Consider the following 16,094-nt stretch of genomic DNA (forward strand, 5'->3'; position numbering starts at 1 on the left):
TTAAGGAAGAAGAAGAGGTAGGGCATGGCGAAGGCGAAATTTGAGCGGAAGAAGCCGCATGTCAATGTGGGGACGATCGGGCACGTTGACCATGGGAAGACGACCCTGACGTCGGCCTTGACGAAAGTGATGGGCGATACGGGCAAGGCCAAGTTTGTCCCGTATGATGAAGTGGCCAAGGCGAGTGAGAGTCAGGGGCGGCGGGATCCGACCAAAATTCTGACCATTGCCATCTCCCATGTGGAATATGAGACGGACAATCGGCATTATGCGCACGTCGACTGCCCGGGGCATGCGGATTATGTGAAGAACATGATTACCGGGGCGGCGCAAATGGATGGCGCGATTTTGGTGGTCAGTGCGGCCGATGGGCCGATGCCGCAAACGCGGGAACATATTTTGTTAGCGCGGCAGGTGGGGGTCCCGTTTATCGTGGTCTTTTTGAATAAAGCGGATAAAGTGGAAGACAAGGAATTGCTGGAGTTGGTGGAATTGGAAGTGCGGGAGTTGCTCACAAAGTATGGCTTTCCGGGCGATGATGTGCCGGTGGTCATCGGGTCCGCGATCAAGGCGATTGAAGGGGATCAGAGTGAGGTGGGGGTGCCGTCGATTATGCGCTTATTGGAGGCGATCGATAGTTACATCCCGACTCCGCAGCGAGCCATTGAGAAGCCGTTTCTGATGCCGATTGAAGATGTCTTTACCATCAGCGGGCGGGGGACGGTGGTGACGGGCCGGGTGGAGCGCGGCGTGGTGAAGGTGGGGGATGAAATTGAGATTGTGGGGCTGAAGCCGACGCAGACGACGATTGTCACGGGCGTGGAAATGTTCCGGAAGGTGTTGGATGAGGGGCAGGCGGGTGACAATATTGGGGCGCTGTTGCGGGGCACGAAGAAAGAGGATGTGGAGCGCGGCATGGTGTTGGCCAAGCCGAAGAGTATTACGCCGCATACGAAATTCAAGGCGGAAGTGTATATTTTGACGAAGGAAGAGGGCGGACGGCATACGCCGTTTTTTAATGGCTATCGTCCGCAGTTTTACTTCCGGACGACAGATGTCACGGGAGTGGTGCAATTAAACCCGGGAGTCGAGATGGTGATGCCGGGGGATAATGTGTCGTTTGAGGGAGAACTGATCTCCCCGATTGCGATGGAGCAAGGGGTGCGATTTGCAGTGCGAGAAGGGGGCCGAACGGTCGGAGCCGGGGTGGTCACGGAAATCGTCGCGTAAGAACATAGGGGTGTATCGATGAGAGTCATTATTTCTCTAGCGTGCGGAGATTGCAAGCGCCGAAATTATTCGACAATGAAAAACAAGAAAAACGATCCAGATCGGCTGGAAGTAAATAAATATTGCCGATTTTGTCGAAAGCATAGCCCTCACAAAGAGGTGAAGTGATTGATGGTATGGGTCATTTAGGTTTCGTGCAGGTTGGAGGGGCATGGTGTCAACGGCTAGCACGTCGGTCTCCAAAACCGAAAGTCCGGGTTCGAATCCCTGTGCCCCTGCCATACTTGGCTGTTGATGTAATGTGCACCGAGTAAGAGACGCTTAGTGGGCTAGTAGTGTGTTTTCGATAAAGGCTGAGGGGGTAAGTCGTGTTTAAGAAGCTATGGTTTTCCATTACCGAATTTCTGTCTGACGTGCGTGGGGAGCTTAAAAAAATTTCTTATCCTACAAAGTCTGAGACGATCGGGTCGACCACGGTGGTTCTCTTGTTTTGCGTGATCATGTCCTTGTACCTCTCTGTGGTGGATTCATTTCTTGTTTGGTTAATTAGTAGGATTATTTAGCATCTATTAGTAGAAGGGAATTCATGTCGAGTCATTGGTATGTCATTCACACCTATGCGGGATATGAGGGGCGGGTTCGGGCCGGAATTGTCGAGCGGGCGAATCAATTGGGTATGGCGGATTCTGTGGCGCAAGTCCTTGTTCCTACTGAGGATGTAGTGGAATTTAAAGAAGGAAAACGCCGGGCCTCTAAACGAAAATTCTTTCCGGGGTATGTTCTGCTTGAAGCGAATGGCCCGCTTGGAGATGAAGTCGTTGCTATGATCAAGGAGACCCCAAAGGTGACTGGTTTTATTGGAGGTGGAACCAGGCCCATCCCGCTGGATCCCGAGGAGGTGGCCACGCTATTGAAGCAGTTGGAATCCGGCGTAACGGCTCCAAGGGAGTTGGCCAATTTTTCAAAAGGGGACAATGTCCGAATTGTGGATGGCCCATTTTTGGGCTTCAATGGGTTGGTGGATGAAGTGGATCAGGATCATGGCCGGGTCAAGGCGCTAGTCAGTATTTTTGGTCGTTCAACCCCTGTGGAATTGGCGTTTTCTCAGGTTGAGCGTGTTTAAAGACAAGTGGAGTATTCCTTTTTTAATTTAAGCAATACGCAAGTCGATGTAAGGTAGGTGAAGGCATGGCCAAAGAAGTAACTAGTCAAATTAAATTGCAGATTCCGGCTGGAAAAGCCAATCCTGCTCCTCCTGTTGGGCCTTCCTTGGGGCAACATGGAGTGAACATTATGGAATTTTGTAAACAGTTTAATGCTAGGACTCAGAAGCAAGAGGGTAGCATTATCCCAGTGGTCATTTCGGTTTATAAGGATAGAAGCTTCAGCTTCGTGACCAAGACTCCTCCGGCATCAGATTTACTGAAGAAGGCTGCAGGTATCATAAAGGGTTCAGGGATTCCCCATAAAAATAAAGTTGGAACAATCACCATGGCACAGCTAGAGGACATTGCTAAGTTAAAGGTAGAAGATTTGAATGCCAGTGATATCCCAGCTGCGATGAACGTGATTGCAGGAACCGCGAGAAGTATGGGCATTACGGTTGAAGGGTAAATAATATTGTGAGGCTTTTAACAGAGGGTATGCGCCGTGGGAAAGAAATTTGAATCGGCTTTAGCGAAGGTAACAAAGGCCCTATATTCATTGGAGGAGGCCAGTGACCTGGTAAAACAGGCTGCTTTTGCCAAATTCGATGAAACGGTAGAGCTGTCACTTTGCCTTGGGGTAGATCCCAAGCGTGCGGATCAGATGGTTCGCGGGACTACGGTCCTTCCTCACGGAACGGGGAAAAAGGTCAGGATTTTAGTGATTGCAAAAGGAGAGAAGGAGCAGGAGGCCAGGGAAGCTGGGGCCGATTTTGTGGGGAGCGATGACCTTTTGCAGAAAATCCAGGATGGATGGCTGGACTTTGACTCCATGATTGCGACCCCGGACATGATGGGTGCTGTCGGAAGAATGGGGAAGGTATTGGGGCCACGAGGGCTAATGCCGAATCCTAAAACTGGAACGGTGACCTTTGAGGTCGGGAAAGCCATTCAGGAAATCAGGAGGGGGAGAGTTGAGTATAAGGTTGATAAGGCAGGTAACATTCATGTCCCTGTTGGAAAGGTGTCTTTTCAGGGACAACAAATTAGAGAAAATGCCCAGTCGGTTTTTGATTCCATCATGAAGGCTAAGCCCTCTTCCAGTAAAGGAAAGTATGTGAAAAGTGCGACATTGTCCAGCACGATGGGACCAGGTATCCATCTGGACGGAGCCGCGATTGCAAAGCAGGTCAGTTGAAACTTTAATCTCAGCAGGTGAGTTCGAGGTATGAAAAAAACTGATAAGAATGAAGCTGTGGCAGTCATGCATGAGCAGTTCGCTCGAGCGCGGATAGCCATTGTAACGGAATGCGCGGGTATGCCCGTGAATCAAATTAATGATTTGCGAAAAAAACTTCGGCAGGCGAATTCAAACTTTCATGTGGTCAAGAACACTCTTGCCGTGAGAGCTATTGGGGGAACGGCCCTTGTTCCTTTGCAACCATTTTTTAGGGGTCAATCGGCATTGGTTATTGGATACGATGATCCGGTATTGCCTGCGAAAGTTATTCGTGATTTTATTAAAAGTGAAAAATGCGAAGAGAAATTGCAACTCAAAGGAGCAATCTTGGATGGGGTTGAGTTAGATCCAGCTCGCCTCTCTTCTGTGGCGGATTTGCCGTCAAGGCCAGAATTACTGTCAATGTTGCTGTCGGCTTTCCAAGGGCCAATTCGAGGGTTTGTCGGGGTTTTAGGTCAAATTGTAAGAAGTATTGTTGCGGTATTAGCCGCGATTCAAGAAAACAAAACGCAGAAAGGAGAAGGGGAGATGAGTGCAACAGAGGCAAAAATGTCAAAGGAAGATTTCATTAAAGTTATAGAGGGCATGAGTGTCCTGGAATTGTCGGATCTTGTGAAGGGTCTTGAGGATCGGTTCGGTGTGACAGCTGCTGCGCCTGTTGGTGTTATGGCTGCTGCAGTGGGCGCTGCGGCTCCTGCTGCTGAAGAACAAACCGAGTTTACGGTAGTATTGGGAAGTGCCCCAGCGGATAAAAAGATTCAAGTCATCAAGGTGGTGCGAGAGATTACTGGGTTGGGTTTGAAAGAAGCCAAGGATCTCGTTGAGGCGGCCCCGAAGGCGGTTAAGGAGGGCGTGTCCAAGGAAGAATCGGAAACTATTAAGAAAAAACTTCAAGAGGTTGGAGCAACCGTAGAGGTGAAATAGTTTTTCCCTCATTTTGAGGACTCGGAGTTGTGACTTAGGAAGGTTCGAGGGCCAGCAGGAAGCTGAGGTGGCCGTTAATCCTTAAGGAGACAGGAATGGGACAACCAGCCTTTGAGGGCAGTGTTCAGCGACATAGCTTTTCAAAAATTCGCTCACATATAGAAATTCCGGATTTAGTTGAGGTGCAACGCCGTTCTTATGAGGAATTTTTGCAGGCGGAGACATTGCCGGATCGTCGTGAGGACAAGGGATTGCATGCAGCGTTTAAAAGTGTGTTTCCCATTATGGATTATAACAATTCGGCCATTTTAGAATTTTCCAGCTATTCCCTGGGAACGCCAAAGTATGACACGAGGGAATGTATAGAGCAGGGAATGACCTTTGCTGCACCTTTAAAGCTTCGTGTGCGATTGGTCGTTTTCGATCAACAAGATAAAAGTGTAAAAAACAGGGTCCTTGATGTTAGGGAGCAAGAAGTCTATGTCGGTGAACTGCCATTAATGACCGAGCGGGGCACCTTTATGGTAAATGGCACGGAGCGGGTGGCAGTCAGTCAGTTGCATCGATCTCCTGGGCCTTCATTTGGCCATGACAAGGGCCGGACTCATTCTAGCGGGAAAGTCTTATTTTCAGGTCGGATTATCCCTTACCGAGGGTCATGGCTCGACTTTGAATATGATGCCAAAGATATTTTGTATGTACGAATTGATCGCCGTAGGAAAATGCCCGCCACAATTTTATTAAAAGGGTTTGGTTTTAGCACTGATGACCTTCTCAAGATGTATTATCCTGTTGAGGAAGTGCGCGTCGTGAATGGGGGATTGCTCCGCAAGCTTGATCCCGATATTCATGCAGGATTGCGATCTCCGGCAGACCTTTTTGAGAAGGGATCTAATGAGCCCTTGGTAAAAGAAGGTACCAAGCTCAATAAAACCCTCATGGGCCGTATTCGTGCAGCTGGAATTAAAGAAATTCCTATCAAGCAGGAAGATTTGATTGGTCGAGCTGTGTTAACCGAACTTTTAGATCCTGGAACTCAGGAAGTCATTCTCGAAAAAAATCAACGACTCACGCCACCGGTGATGGAGCGAATTCTGGAGAGCGGAGTTGAAGGATTTAAAATTATTTACCTGGATAGCCCTACGACCAGTCCTGTGATTCTTGACACATTGGAAGCCGAGCGGACTAATTCAAAGGAAGAGGCCTGGGTGGAAATTTACAAACGCCTCCGGCCTGGGGAAATGCCATCCATTGAATCAGCAAAATTGTTGTTCGAAAATCTTTTTCTGAATCCCAAGCGGTATGACCTTTCCCCTGTTGGTCGGCTGAAGATGAACAAGCGATTCAACCTTGATTTGTCATTAGAACAGCGGACGTTATCCGCTCAAGATATTGTCGAGGTGGTAAGATGCTTGGTGGATCTTAAGGCCGGAAAAGGTGCGGTTGATGATATTGACCATTTAGGCAATCGTCGTGTCCGATCAGTTGGTGAGTTATTGGAAAATCAAATCCGTATTGGTCTGGCTAGAATGGAGCGAAGCATTAAGGAGCGGATGAATCTGCTCGATATGGAAACCGTGTTGCCTCATGACCTGATCAATGCCAAGCCTATCGTTGGTGCCATCAAGGAGTTTTTCGCTGGAAGTCAACTCTCGCAGTTTATGGATCAAACTAACCCGTTGGCAGAGATCACCCATAAACGTAGGCTGTCTGCCTTAGGGCCAGGTGGTTTGACCAGGGAGCGTGCAGGTTTTGAGGTCCGGGACGTTCATCCCTCTCATTATAGTCGTATATGTCCTATTGAAACGCCGGAAGGACCGAATATTGGGTTGATTACGTCGTTAGCTACCTATGCTCGGATCAATGAGTTTGGGTTTATAGAGGCTCCTTTTCGGAAAGTAAGAAAAGGGCGTGTCACAGACGACGTTGAATTCCTTTCGCCATTGGATGGAGATCAGGTTGTTATCGCTCAGGCTAATTCAGCCATGAATAAGGAGGGGATGCTCACCTCGGAAACGATAACGGCCAGAGAAGCAGGGGAATTTGTGACGACTACTCCCGATAAGGTGGACTATCTGGATGTTTCTCCTAAACAGGTGGTTAGCGTGGCAACTGCGTTAATTCCATTTCTGGAGCATGATGACGCAAATCGGGCCCTTATGGGTTCGAATATGCAACGCCAAGCAGTGCCAACAATTAAGAGTGAGTCACCTTTGGTCGGGACGGGAATGGAAGCTGTTGTAGCGAGAGACTCTGGATATTTGGCTATCGCTCAACGAGATGGAATTGTTGAATCGGTCGATGCGAGGAGAATTGTCGTCAGAACCGGACTTAAGGAAAAAGATGATAAGAAAAAAGGTTCTCGAATCCTGGACACTTATGATTTGATCAAATTTCAGCGAACGAATCAAAATACGTGTATTACCCAAACTCCTATTGTTCGAATTGGACAACCGGTTAAGCAAGGGCAAGTGCTAGCGGATGGTCCCGCTATGGATCGCGGAGAATTGGCGTTGGGGAAAAATGTGCTCGTCGCCTTTATGCCGTGGGGTGGATACAACTATGAAGATGCCATTCTTTTAAGTGAGAAAATGGTTAAGGAAGATGTGTTTACTTCTATCCATATCGAAGAGTTTGAAGTGGAGGCGCGTGATACAAAGTTAGGAAAAGAAGAAATCACTCGCGATATTCCCAACCTTGGGGAAGAGGCTCTTCGAAATTTGGATGAAAGTGGGATCGTACGAATCGGGGCGGAAGTCAAGCCCGGCGATATTCTTGTGGGAAAAGTTACGCCTAAGGGAGAGACCCAGCTGACGCCAGAGGAAAAATTATTGCGTGCGATTTTTGGGGAAAAGGCTGGAGATGTGAAGGATACCTCGCTTCAAGTTCCTCCAGGCATTGAAGGTATTGTCGTGGACGTCAAAATTTTCTCCAGAAAAGGCGTAGATAAAGATGAACGGTCTCGGACAATCGAGACGGATGATCGCGTTAAAGTCGAGCGGGACTACCAGGAAGAACTGCGGATTATCGAAGAAGAACGGAATCGTAAGATCCGGAAGCTCTTGCTTGGGCAATTTGTCGGACGGGATTTAATGGACCCTGATAGCGGGGAAGTGATTCTTAAGAAAAAGGGTCGTATTACCGCGGAAGTTCTTCGCAAGTTATCTGATGATGATGCGCGTCGGGTGATTCTGGCTGACGCTGAAGAACAAAAAAAGCTGGATGAAATTGAACGGGAAGCGAAAGACCAAATTGAGATCTTACAGACACAATACGATGAGAAGGTTGGTCGTCTTCGACGTGGAGATGAATTGCCTCCCGGTGTAATTAAGCTGGTCAAGGTGTATTTGGCCATTAAAAGAAAAATTGCGGTGGGCGACAAAATGGCCGGCCGTCATGGAAACAAGGGTGTCGTTTCTCGAATCATGGCTGAAGAGGATATGCCATATCTCCCAGATGGGACGCCCGTTCAGATTGTCCTGAACCCGTTGGGAGTTCCCTCTCGAATGAATGTGGGGCAAATTCTTGAGACGCATCTGGGCTGGGCGGCAAAAGCGTTGGGAATTCAGGTGGAAACTCCCGTATTCGATGGAGCTTCGGAAAAGGAAATCAAAGAATTATTGAAAAAAGCAAATCTCCCTGAGTCAGGACAATCGGTGGTCTATGACGGACGGACAGGCGAACCATTTAAGAGTCCGGTCACGGTAGGATACATGTATATGCTGAAACTTCACCATTTGGTGGACGATAAGATTCACGCTCGCTCAATCGGACCATATTCTTTGGTAACGCAGCAACCGCTTGGAGGAAAGGCTCAATTTGGCGGTCAACGTTTAGGAGAGATGGAGGTCTGGGCTCTGCAGGCATATGGGGCGGCTTCCACATTGCAGGAATTTCTGACCGTGAAATCAGATGATGTGCCAGGACGGTCTCGAATGTATGAAGCAATCGTAAAAGGTGAGAACTTTCTGGAACCGGGTCTTCCGGAGTCCTTTAATGTCTTAGTGAAGGAATTGCAAAGTTTAGGGTTGGATGTGGAGTTGATCAAATCTGCTGATTAGAGAATTAGCGTGGTTGTCCGGTCCCATCATTCAACATAATCGGAGGAACGAACTTGGATAGTATCTATTCGCTTTTTGAAAAACCTCGTGATGCCGTTTCATTTGATGCCATGCGAATTCGTATCGCTTCGCCTGAGAAGATTCGCTCGTGGTCTTATGGCGAGGTAAAAAAGCCAGAGACAATCAACTATCGGTCCTTTAAGCCTGAACGGGATGGGCTGTTTTGCGCAAAAATATTCGGGCCAACCAAAGATTGGGAATGTAATTGCGGAAAATACAAGCGGATGAAGCACCGTGGGATTGTGTGCGATAAGTGCGGGGTGGAAGTCATCCAGTCAAAAGTTCGACGCGAGAGAATGGGCCATATCGAATTGGCTGCTCCTGTTGCTCACATCTGGTTCCTCAAGGGTGTGCCCAGCCGGATTGGCATTCTTTTGGATATGAGTTTAAAGCAGTTAGAGAAGATTCTGTATTTTGAGGCGTATGTGGTCTTGGATACCGGCAATACGAATTTGAAAGAAAGAGAGCTCTTGACCGAGGAAAGATATCGTGAGTGCGTCGAGGAGTATGGGGCCAATTCTTTTAAAGTGGGTATTGGTGCCGAAGCTATTCGTGAATTACTGCGCAAAGTGGATATTAATGCTTTGTGGGATGAACGGCATGTCAAGATTAAGAGTACGACGTCCGCTGCGGTGGGGAAAAAACTTACAAAACGATTGAAGGTCATTGAGGCGTTTCATAAATCAGGGAATAATCCAGAATGGATGATTATGGATGCCATTCCGGTGTTGCCCCCTGAGCTTCGCCCACTGGTGCCTTTGGATGGAGGACGGTTCGCAACGTCGGATCTTAATGATCTCTACCGTCGAGTGATTAATCGCAATAATCGTCTTAAGCGATTGGTGGAATTGAAGGCTCCCGGTGTCATTATCCGCAATGAAATGCGAATGCTGCAGGAAGCTGTCGACGCGTTGTTTGATAATGGGCGTCGTGGACGGGTCATCCGTGGCGCCAATAAGCGTCCTCTCAAGTCCTTGAGCGATATGCTCAAAGGAAAGCAGGGGCGATTTAGGCAGAATCTCCTCGGAAAACGGGTCGATTACTCCGGGCGGTCGGTAATTGTGGTCGGTCCAGAATTACGGCTTAACCAATGTGGATTGCCCAAGAAAATGGCTTTGGAATTATTTAAACCGTTTATCTTTCATAAACTGGAAGAGCGTGGAGCAGCAACGACAATCAAAAGCGCTAAGCGACTGGTTGAGAAGGAGCGCCCAGAAGTCTGGGATGTCCTTGATGAAGTGATTCGAGAGCATCCGGTTATGTTGAATCGTGCTCCAACTCTTCATCGTCTTGGCATTCAGGCTTTTGATCCTATTTTGGTAGAAGGAAAGGCTATTCGCCTCCATCCTTTAGTCTGTGCGGCTTTTAATGCTGACTTTGATGGGGATCAAATGGCTGTGCATGTTCCGCTTTCAGTGGAGGCCCAAATTGAGGCTCGGGTATTAATGATGGCGGCCAATAATGTTCTTTCACCGGCCAATGGCCGACCCCTATCTATTCCTTCTCAGGATATGGTCTTAGGATGTTATTGGTTGACCAAGGATCGTGACGGTGCCCGTGGGGAGGGAAAGATCTTTTCGTCTACAGATGAAGTTCGAATTGCCTATGATTCGCAGGAAGTGGAAGAGCAGGCGAGGATAAAAGTACGCATTGATGGGGATATGATCGATACGACGGTTGGACGAGTGATTCTTTCAGAGGTTTTGCCAGGAAGCATGCCTTTTTCCCATGTAAATCAGCTTATGACGAAAAAGGAGCTGACGAAACTGATTGATCGTGTGTATCGTCAGGCCGGTCTGCATGAAGTAGTTGTCATGCTTGATCAATTGAAGGATTTAGGGTTCTCCTATGCCACCAAAGCCGGCGTTTCCATTTGTATTGATAACATGCATATTCCATCTCGCAAAAAGGAATTGATCGAGCGCGCCAAAGGCGATGTTTCCCAGGTTCAGGAGCAATACAGTGAAGGCTTGATTACCAATGGGGAGCGGTACAACAAGGTTATCGATATTTGGGCCCATGTTGGCGAAGAAGTTGCCATTGAAATGATGAAGGAAATTAAAGAGGGAGGCGGGCGCGGCGCAGCAGAAGGTCTCAATCCTATCTTTATGATGGCGGATTCAGGGGCGAGGGGAAGTTCGCAGCAGATTCGGCAATTGGGAGGAATGCGCGGTCTTATGGCCAAGCCTTCAGGAGAAATTATTGAAACTCCTATTACCGCCAATTTCCGAGAGGGTCTCACGGTTTTACAGTATTTTATTTCGACTCATGGAGCACGGAAGGGGTTGGCTGATACAGCACTCAAGACGGCAAATTCAGGATACCTCACTAGGCGCCTTGTAGATGCGGCTCAGGATGTGATTATCAGTGAGCCTGATTGCTTCACAACTGACGGAATTATCGTTTCGGCGTTGGTAGAGGGTGGAGAAGTGATTCAACCCCTGGATGAACGCATTCTTGGGCGGTTAACAGCAGAGGATGTGCTCGATCCTGTCACGCAGGAAGTCATTGTTAAAGCTCATGAAGAATTGGAGGAAGAGCTTTGCAAGACAATTGTTGAGGCGGGAATAGACCACGTGAAAATTCGTTCCGTTCTCACATGCCAATCTCGATGGGGGGTATGTGCCAAATGCTACGGCAGAGATTTAGCGCGCGGCCGCCTTGTAGAAAAGGGCGAACCTGTTGGGGTTATTGCGGCGCAGTCTATCGGTGAGCCAGGGACCCAGTTGACCATGCGAACGTTCCATATTGGAGGCACGGCCAGTAAGGTTGTGGAACAAACGGTTCTGGCATCCAAACATGATGGTACGATTAAATTCTTAAGTTTTGACGCAAAGAAAAATGCGGATTTTTATAATCCCAGCATGGCCGTAAAGACTCGACAAGGGGATTGGGTTGTCATGGTCCGCAATGGCAAAGTTGCGGTAATTGATGAGACGGGCCGTGAGCGGGAAAAATATCCGGTGGTGTATGGAGGAAAGATAAAAGTCCCGGATGGAGGAAAGGTCGAAGTAGGACAGAAGTTTGTGGAGTGGGATCCGTATTCACTCACCATCTTGACTGAAGTAGGGGGGAAGGTGGCTTTCGGTGATATTGCCGAAGGAGTCACCATGAAAGAAGAGGTTGATGAAGTCACTGGTTTATCGCGCCGGGTCGTCATCGAGCAGGCAGGGACTAATTTACGTCCGCGGTTGTCCGTTAAGGACGAGTCAGGAAAAACCGCAAAGCTTTCCTCTGGATCCCCCGCGCGATACCTCCTGCCAGTAGGAGCTCATATTTTTGTGGAAAAAGGATCGACTGTATATCCAGGAGATGTGCTGGCGAAAATACCTAGAGAAACGACTAAGACAAAAGATATTACGGGAGGTTTGCCTCGGGTAGCTGAATTGTTTGAGGCGAGAAAGCCTAAGGAGCATGCGGTTGTCACCGAAATTGATGGAGAGGTGTCTTTTGGTGGTTTTGTGAAAGGCTTACGAAAGGTCGTCGTGGATAACAAGATTGGTGATGTAAAGGAATATTTTATCCCTCGTGGCCGACACGTAAATGTTCATGAAGGTGATTGGGTAAGAGCTGGTGAACCATTAATGGATGGGTCCGCTAATCCACATGATATTTTAAGCGTCTTGGGGCCAAGGGAATTGCAAAAGTATTTGGTTGATGAGGTGCAAGAGGTTTACCGCCTTCAGGGAGTTGTGATTAACGATAAACACATTGAGGTCATCACCCGCCAAATGCTTAAAAAGGTGAGAATTGAAGATGCTGGCGATAGTGCGTTCTTGCCTGGCACTCAGGTCAATAAATCTGTGTTTGATGATGAGAATGAAAGGGTCATTTCCGAGGGCGGGCAGCCGGCGCTAGGTAAGCCTGTCTTATTGGGAATCACAAAGGCCTCGCTGAGTACTGACAGCTTTATTTCCGGGGCCTCCTTCCAGGAAACAACCAGAGTTCTTACGGAGGCGGCTATTAATGGACGAACGGATGATTTGCGTGGCTTAAAAGAGAATGTGATAGTCGGAAGGTTGATTCCGGCTGGAACAGGTTGGGGGGAGTATCGCGAAACTTTTGTGCCGAAGCGGACGGAGGAAGATGTAGTTCTGACTTCCGAGGATCAGTCAAGTTTAAATAAAGTTCATTCGTCAAGTGAAAAATAATGCTAAATGGGATGTTTAAGATGAAGTGGCATCTTGACATAACGGAAATGAATCTATAAGATCACCCGGTTCGCCCCAATTAATTTTCGAATTCTTAAATTTAATAAAAAGAAATTGAAATTGGAAATGATATGCCTACAGTCAACCAATTAATTCGTGTCGGCCGTAAAGCCATTAAGGCCAAAAGCAAGAGTTCGGCTTTAAATCAGTGTCCTCAGCGAAGGGGGGTCTGTCTTCGTGTATATACTACGACTCCTAAGAAGCCAAACTCGGCATTGAGGAAAGTAGCTAGGGTTCGATTGACGACGGGTCTTGAGGTAACTGCTTACATACCAGGTATGGGTCATAACCTTCAGGAGCATTCAATTGTTCTGGTGCGTGGTGGTAGGGTGAAGGATCTTCCTGGTGTCAGATATCATATGATTCGTGGGGCATTGGATGCCGTTGGTGTTGCTAACAGGAAGCAGGGGCGATCAAAGTATGGTGCAAAGCGCCCCAAGTAGTAGGTCCCGCGCTTTTACCTTCGCTTATTTAATTTAAAATTCGTTAATTCTTTAGGGGAAAAAATGCCACGTAGGCCACTCGTTCTTCGTCAAAAGGTTGTTCAGGATGCCAGGTATAAGGATCAAGTTGTTGGCAGGTTTTTGAATATTCTTCTACAGGACGGAAAAAAGAGTACGGCTGAGCGGGTTTGTTACGGGGCATTTGACATTGTCAGGGATAAGACTGGGGATGAGCCGCTTAAGGTCTTCCATGCTGCATTGGGAAACGTCAAGCCAATGGTGGAAGTGAAGTCAAGAAGGGTCGGAGGAGCGTCTTACCAGGTGCCTGTAGAAATTCGTCCTGTGCGCCAGGTGGCTTTGGCCTTGAGGTGGATTAAGCAAAGTGCGTTGGCTCGAAGTGGTAAGAGTATGAGGGAGAAATTGGCGGCGGAATTAATGGATGCTGCTAATAATAACGGTTCTGCGGTAAAGAAGAGGGATGAGACGCACCGGATGGCTGAAGCCAATAGAGCTTTCGCTCATTACCGGTGGTAGGGGTGGAATATTGGTGCTGCGTGGGGAGCTTGTCATTCCCTAAATGGAGATGCTTTTTCTCTGTTTATCGATAATGAGCTTTGCCCTTGCTGGCATCGTTGTGTGAGGAATTTGTGTCAACAGACTTCATTTTAAGTCGGACTCGGAATATCGGCATTATGGCCCATATTGATGCCGGCAAGACTACGACCACCGAACGTGTCCTTTATTATACGGGGGTTTCGCATAAAATTGGTGAGGTCCATGAGGGCGCGGCGACCATGGATTGGATGGAGCAGGAGCGGGAGCGAGGGATCACGATTACTTCCGCCGCCACAACCTGCTTCTGGAAGGATAATCGGATTAACATAATCGATACTCCGGGTCATGTTGATTTTACTATTGAGGTAGAGCGGTCGCTTCGAGTGCTTGATGGAGCCATAGCTGTATTCGATTCGGTTCAGGGAGTGGAGCCCCAATCGGAGACGGTATGGCGCCAGGCAGACAAGTACCAAGTTCCACGAATCGTGTTTATGAATAAAATGGATCGAGTGGGCGCTGATTTTTTTGCAAGCGTTCAGTCTTTGATTGACCGGCTTGGGGCCAAGCCGATTCCCGTGCAATTGCCATTAGGAAAAGAGGATGGTTTGCGAGGGGTAATTGACCTTTTGCTTATGAAAGCGCTGGTTTTTGATGATGAAACTCTTGGTGCAGCTTATTCTGTCCAGGAAATTCCCGATGACTATTTAGAGTTGGCAAAAGAGTATCGCGAGAAATTGTTGGATTCAGTTGTTGAGTTCGATGAAGTGGTGATGGAGCGCTATTTGGCCGGGGAGATTCTGGCTGTAGATGAGGTAAAGCGGGCAATACGGGCAGGGACGATAGGATTAAAGATTAATCCAGTTTTTTGTGGATCGGCATTTAAGAATAAAGGGGTTCAGCCGTTGCTTGATGGTGTGGTTGATTATCTCCCTTCTCCTGTAGACCTTCCTCCCGTTGTTGGTGTTGATCCTCATTCCGAAGGGGAGATAACCAGAAAGCCTGAAGATAGCGAGCCATTTGCTGCTTTGGCTTTCAAGATAATGTCTGATCCTTTTTCAGGTCAATTGACGTATTTTAGGGTGTATTCGGGGAAATTATCCGCCGGATCCTACGTGTATAACGTCGCAAAGGGGAAAAAAGAGCGAATAGGGCGTCTATTGAAAATGCATGCCAATAAACGAGAAGAGATTGATGAGGTTTCTGCTGGTGATATTGCGGCAGCCGTAGGTCTCAAAGATACTCGAACTGGTGACACTCTATGTGATGAGAAACATCAAATTTTGTTGGAAGTAATAAAATTTCCTGAGCCCGTTATTTCTTTGGCTGTTGAGCCAAAGACCAAGCAAGACATGGATAAGTTGGGGTATTCCTTGGAAAAGCTTGCTCAGGAGGATCCTTCCTTTCAGGTGAAATCAGATGATGAGACGGGGCAAACGATCATTTCTGGTATGGGGGAATTGCATCTTGAGATCATTGTTGATCGTCTTCTTCGTGAATTTAAAGTTCAGGCAAATGTCGGGAAGCCTCAGGTAGCTTATCGGGAAACCATCAAGGGAAAAGCGGAAGCTGAGGGGAAGTATGTGAAGCAGACAGGTGGTCGTGGTCAGTACGGCCATGTGTGGCTGAGGGTGGAGCCGGCAGAGTCTGGCGTCGGTTTGGAGTTCGTAAATAAAATTGTTGGTGGAACGGTACCCAGGGAATATATTGCTCCAGTGGAAAAGGGAGTCCGAGAGCGAATGGAGAGTGGGATCCTTGCCGGGTACCCATTGCGCGACCTGCGTGTCACTTTGTTTGATGGTTCTTTTCATGAAGTGGATTCGAGTGAGATGGCCTTTAAGATTGCTGGGTCAATGGCATTAGTAAGTGCCTGTCAAAAAGCGGATTTGGTTTTGTTGGAGCCCGTAATGAAGGTTGAAGTCCTTGTTCCTCAGGATTTTATGGGTGATGTGATAGGTGATTTAAATAGTCGGCGCGGGAAAATCCACGGAATGCGTGCAAGGGGAACTTCTCAAATTGTTGATGCTGCGGTCCCATTGAGTGAAATGTTTGGGTATTCCACGGATTTAAGATCCAAGACCCAGGGGCGTGCAACTTATAGTATGGAATTTGAGTCCTATGAGGTGGTGCCGAAGCTCATGGCTCAGCAAATTATAAAAAAGAATCAAGGGGAATAGTTTTCCTCTGGTATATTTTTCAATTCGGTAAGGCAAGGAATTTAAGAGGAG

12 protein-coding genes, 1 tRNA gene and 1 pseudogene are annotated in these 16,094 nt (G+C 47.8%); all 14 read left to right on the forward strand.

The features are described 5' to 3' along the window. Positions 1 to 24 precede the first annotated feature (24 nt). The 14 genes and pseudogenes from tuf (at position 25) to fusA (ending at position 16,043) form a co-directional block, all read left to right on the forward strand. Positions 25 to 1,230 carry an elongation factor Tu gene (tuf, locus tag PP769_RS06920; protein ID WP_312646243.1) on the forward strand — a complete coding sequence of 402 codons (1,206 nt, stop codon included), beginning with the start codon at positions 25 to 27 and terminating at the stop codon, positions 1,228 to 1,230. Positions 1,231 to 1,248: 18 nt separating this feature from the next. Continuing rightward, entirely contained in the window at positions 1,249 to 1,398 is a 150-nt protein-coding gene (gene rpmG, locus PP769_RS06925) for a 50S ribosomal protein L33 (protein ID WP_312646244.1), read from the forward strand. Positions 1,399 to 1,435: 37 nt separating this feature from the next. After that, positions 1,436 to 1,511: transfer RNA gene (locus PP769_RS06930), tRNA-Trp, on the forward strand. Positions 1,512 to 1,598: 87 nt separating this feature from the next. Further along, positions 1,599 to 1,793 carry a preprotein translocase subunit SecE gene (gene secE / locus PP769_RS06935; protein WP_312646245.1) on the forward strand — a complete coding sequence of 65 codons (195 nt, stop codon included), beginning with the start codon at positions 1,599 to 1,601 and terminating at the stop codon, positions 1,791 to 1,793. Between the two features lie 23 nt (positions 1,794 to 1,816). Then, positions 1,817 to 2,353: a transcription termination/antitermination protein NusG gene (gene nusG / locus PP769_RS06940; RefSeq protein WP_312646246.1), complete on the forward strand. Its 537-nt coding sequence runs from the start codon at positions 1,817 to 1,819 to the stop codon at positions 2,351 to 2,353. Between the two features lie 65 nt (positions 2,354 to 2,418). After that, complete coding sequence (rplK, locus tag PP769_RS06945; protein WP_312646247.1) at positions 2,419 to 2,844, forward strand: 50S ribosomal protein L11; 426 nt, start codon at positions 2,419 to 2,421, stop codon at positions 2,842 to 2,844. 36 nt (positions 2,845 to 2,880) lie between these two features. Beyond that, positions 2,881 to 3,573: a 50S ribosomal protein L1 gene (gene rplA, locus PP769_RS06950; RefSeq protein ID WP_312646248.1), complete on the forward strand. Its 693-nt coding sequence runs from the start codon at positions 2,881 to 2,883 to the stop codon at positions 3,571 to 3,573. Between the two features lie 30 nt (positions 3,574 to 3,603). Beyond that, positions 3,604 to 4,110: pseudogene (gene rplJ, locus PP769_RS06955) on the forward strand (50S ribosomal protein L10); the annotation flags it as partial. A gap of 54 nt (positions 4,111 to 4,164) precedes the next feature. Further along, on the forward strand, positions 4,165 to 4,539 hold the full coding sequence (gene rplL, locus PP769_RS06960; protein WP_312647037.1) for a 50S ribosomal protein L7/L12: 375 nt from the start codon (positions 4,165 to 4,167) through the stop codon (positions 4,537 to 4,539). 95 nt (positions 4,540 to 4,634) lie between these two features. Further along, positions 4,635 to 8,600 carry a DNA-directed RNA polymerase subunit beta gene (gene rpoB, locus PP769_RS06965; RefSeq protein WP_312646249.1) on the forward strand — a complete coding sequence of 1,322 codons (3,966 nt, stop codon included), beginning with the start codon at positions 4,635 to 4,637 and terminating at the stop codon, positions 8,598 to 8,600. A gap of 53 nt (positions 8,601 to 8,653) precedes the next feature. Next, complete coding sequence (gene rpoC, locus PP769_RS06970; protein WP_376753398.1) at positions 8,654 to 12,811, forward strand: DNA-directed RNA polymerase subunit beta'; 4,158 nt, start codon at positions 8,654 to 8,656, stop codon at positions 12,809 to 12,811. A 131-nt stretch (positions 12,812 to 12,942) separates the two neighbouring features. Continuing rightward, complete coding sequence (rpsL, locus tag PP769_RS06975) at positions 12,943 to 13,314, forward strand: 30S ribosomal protein S12 (RefSeq protein ID WP_312646250.1); 372 nt, start codon at positions 12,943 to 12,945, stop codon at positions 13,312 to 13,314. A gap of 63 nt (positions 13,315 to 13,377) precedes the next feature. Next, a complete protein-coding gene (gene rpsG, locus PP769_RS06980; RefSeq protein WP_312646252.1) occupies positions 13,378 to 13,848 on the forward strand; it encodes a 30S ribosomal protein S7 in 471 nt (156 codons plus the stop codon). 113 nt (positions 13,849 to 13,961) lie between these two features. Continuing rightward, complete coding sequence (gene fusA / locus PP769_RS06985) at positions 13,962 to 16,043, forward strand: elongation factor G (RefSeq protein ID WP_312646253.1); 2,082 nt, start codon at positions 13,962 to 13,964, stop codon at positions 16,041 to 16,043. Positions 16,044 to 16,094: the final 51 nt, after the last annotated feature.

The organism is Candidatus Nitrospira allomarina (assembly GCF_032050975.1).
In the GTDB taxonomy this organism is placed as follows: domain Bacteria; phylum Nitrospirota; class Nitrospiria; order Nitrospirales; family UBA8639; genus Nitrospira_E; species Nitrospira_E allomarina.

What these genes read in the sequence shown, in the direction of transcription:
- rpsL (WP_312646250.1), top strand. Translation starts at nt 12,943, where the DNA reads ATGCCTACAGTCAACCAATTAATTCGTGTCGGCCGTAAAGCCATTAAG.
- rpoB (WP_312646249.1), top strand. Translation starts at nt 4,635, where the DNA reads ATGGGACAACCAGCCTTTGAGGGCAGTGTTCAGCGACATAGCTTTTCA.
- nusG (WP_312646246.1), top strand. Translation starts at nt 1,817, where the DNA reads ATGTCGAGTCATTGGTATGTCATTCACACCTATGCGGGATATGAGGGG.
- rpmG (WP_312646244.1), top strand. Translation starts at nt 1,249, where the DNA reads ATGAGAGTCATTATTTCTCTAGCGTGCGGAGATTGCAAGCGCCGAAAT.
- rplL (WP_312647037.1), top strand. Translation starts at nt 4,165, where the DNA reads ATGTCAAAGGAAGATTTCATTAAAGTTATAGAGGGCATGAGTGTCCTG.
- rplK (WP_312646247.1), top strand. Translation starts at nt 2,419, where the DNA reads ATGGCCAAAGAAGTAACTAGTCAAATTAAATTGCAGATTCCGGCTGGA.
- tuf (WP_312646243.1), top strand. Translation starts at nt 25, where the DNA reads ATGGCGAAGGCGAAATTTGAGCGGAAGAAGCCGCATGTCAATGTGGGG.
- rpsG (WP_312646252.1), top strand. Translation starts at nt 13,378, where the DNA reads ATGCCACGTAGGCCACTCGTTCTTCGTCAAAAGGTTGTTCAGGATGCC.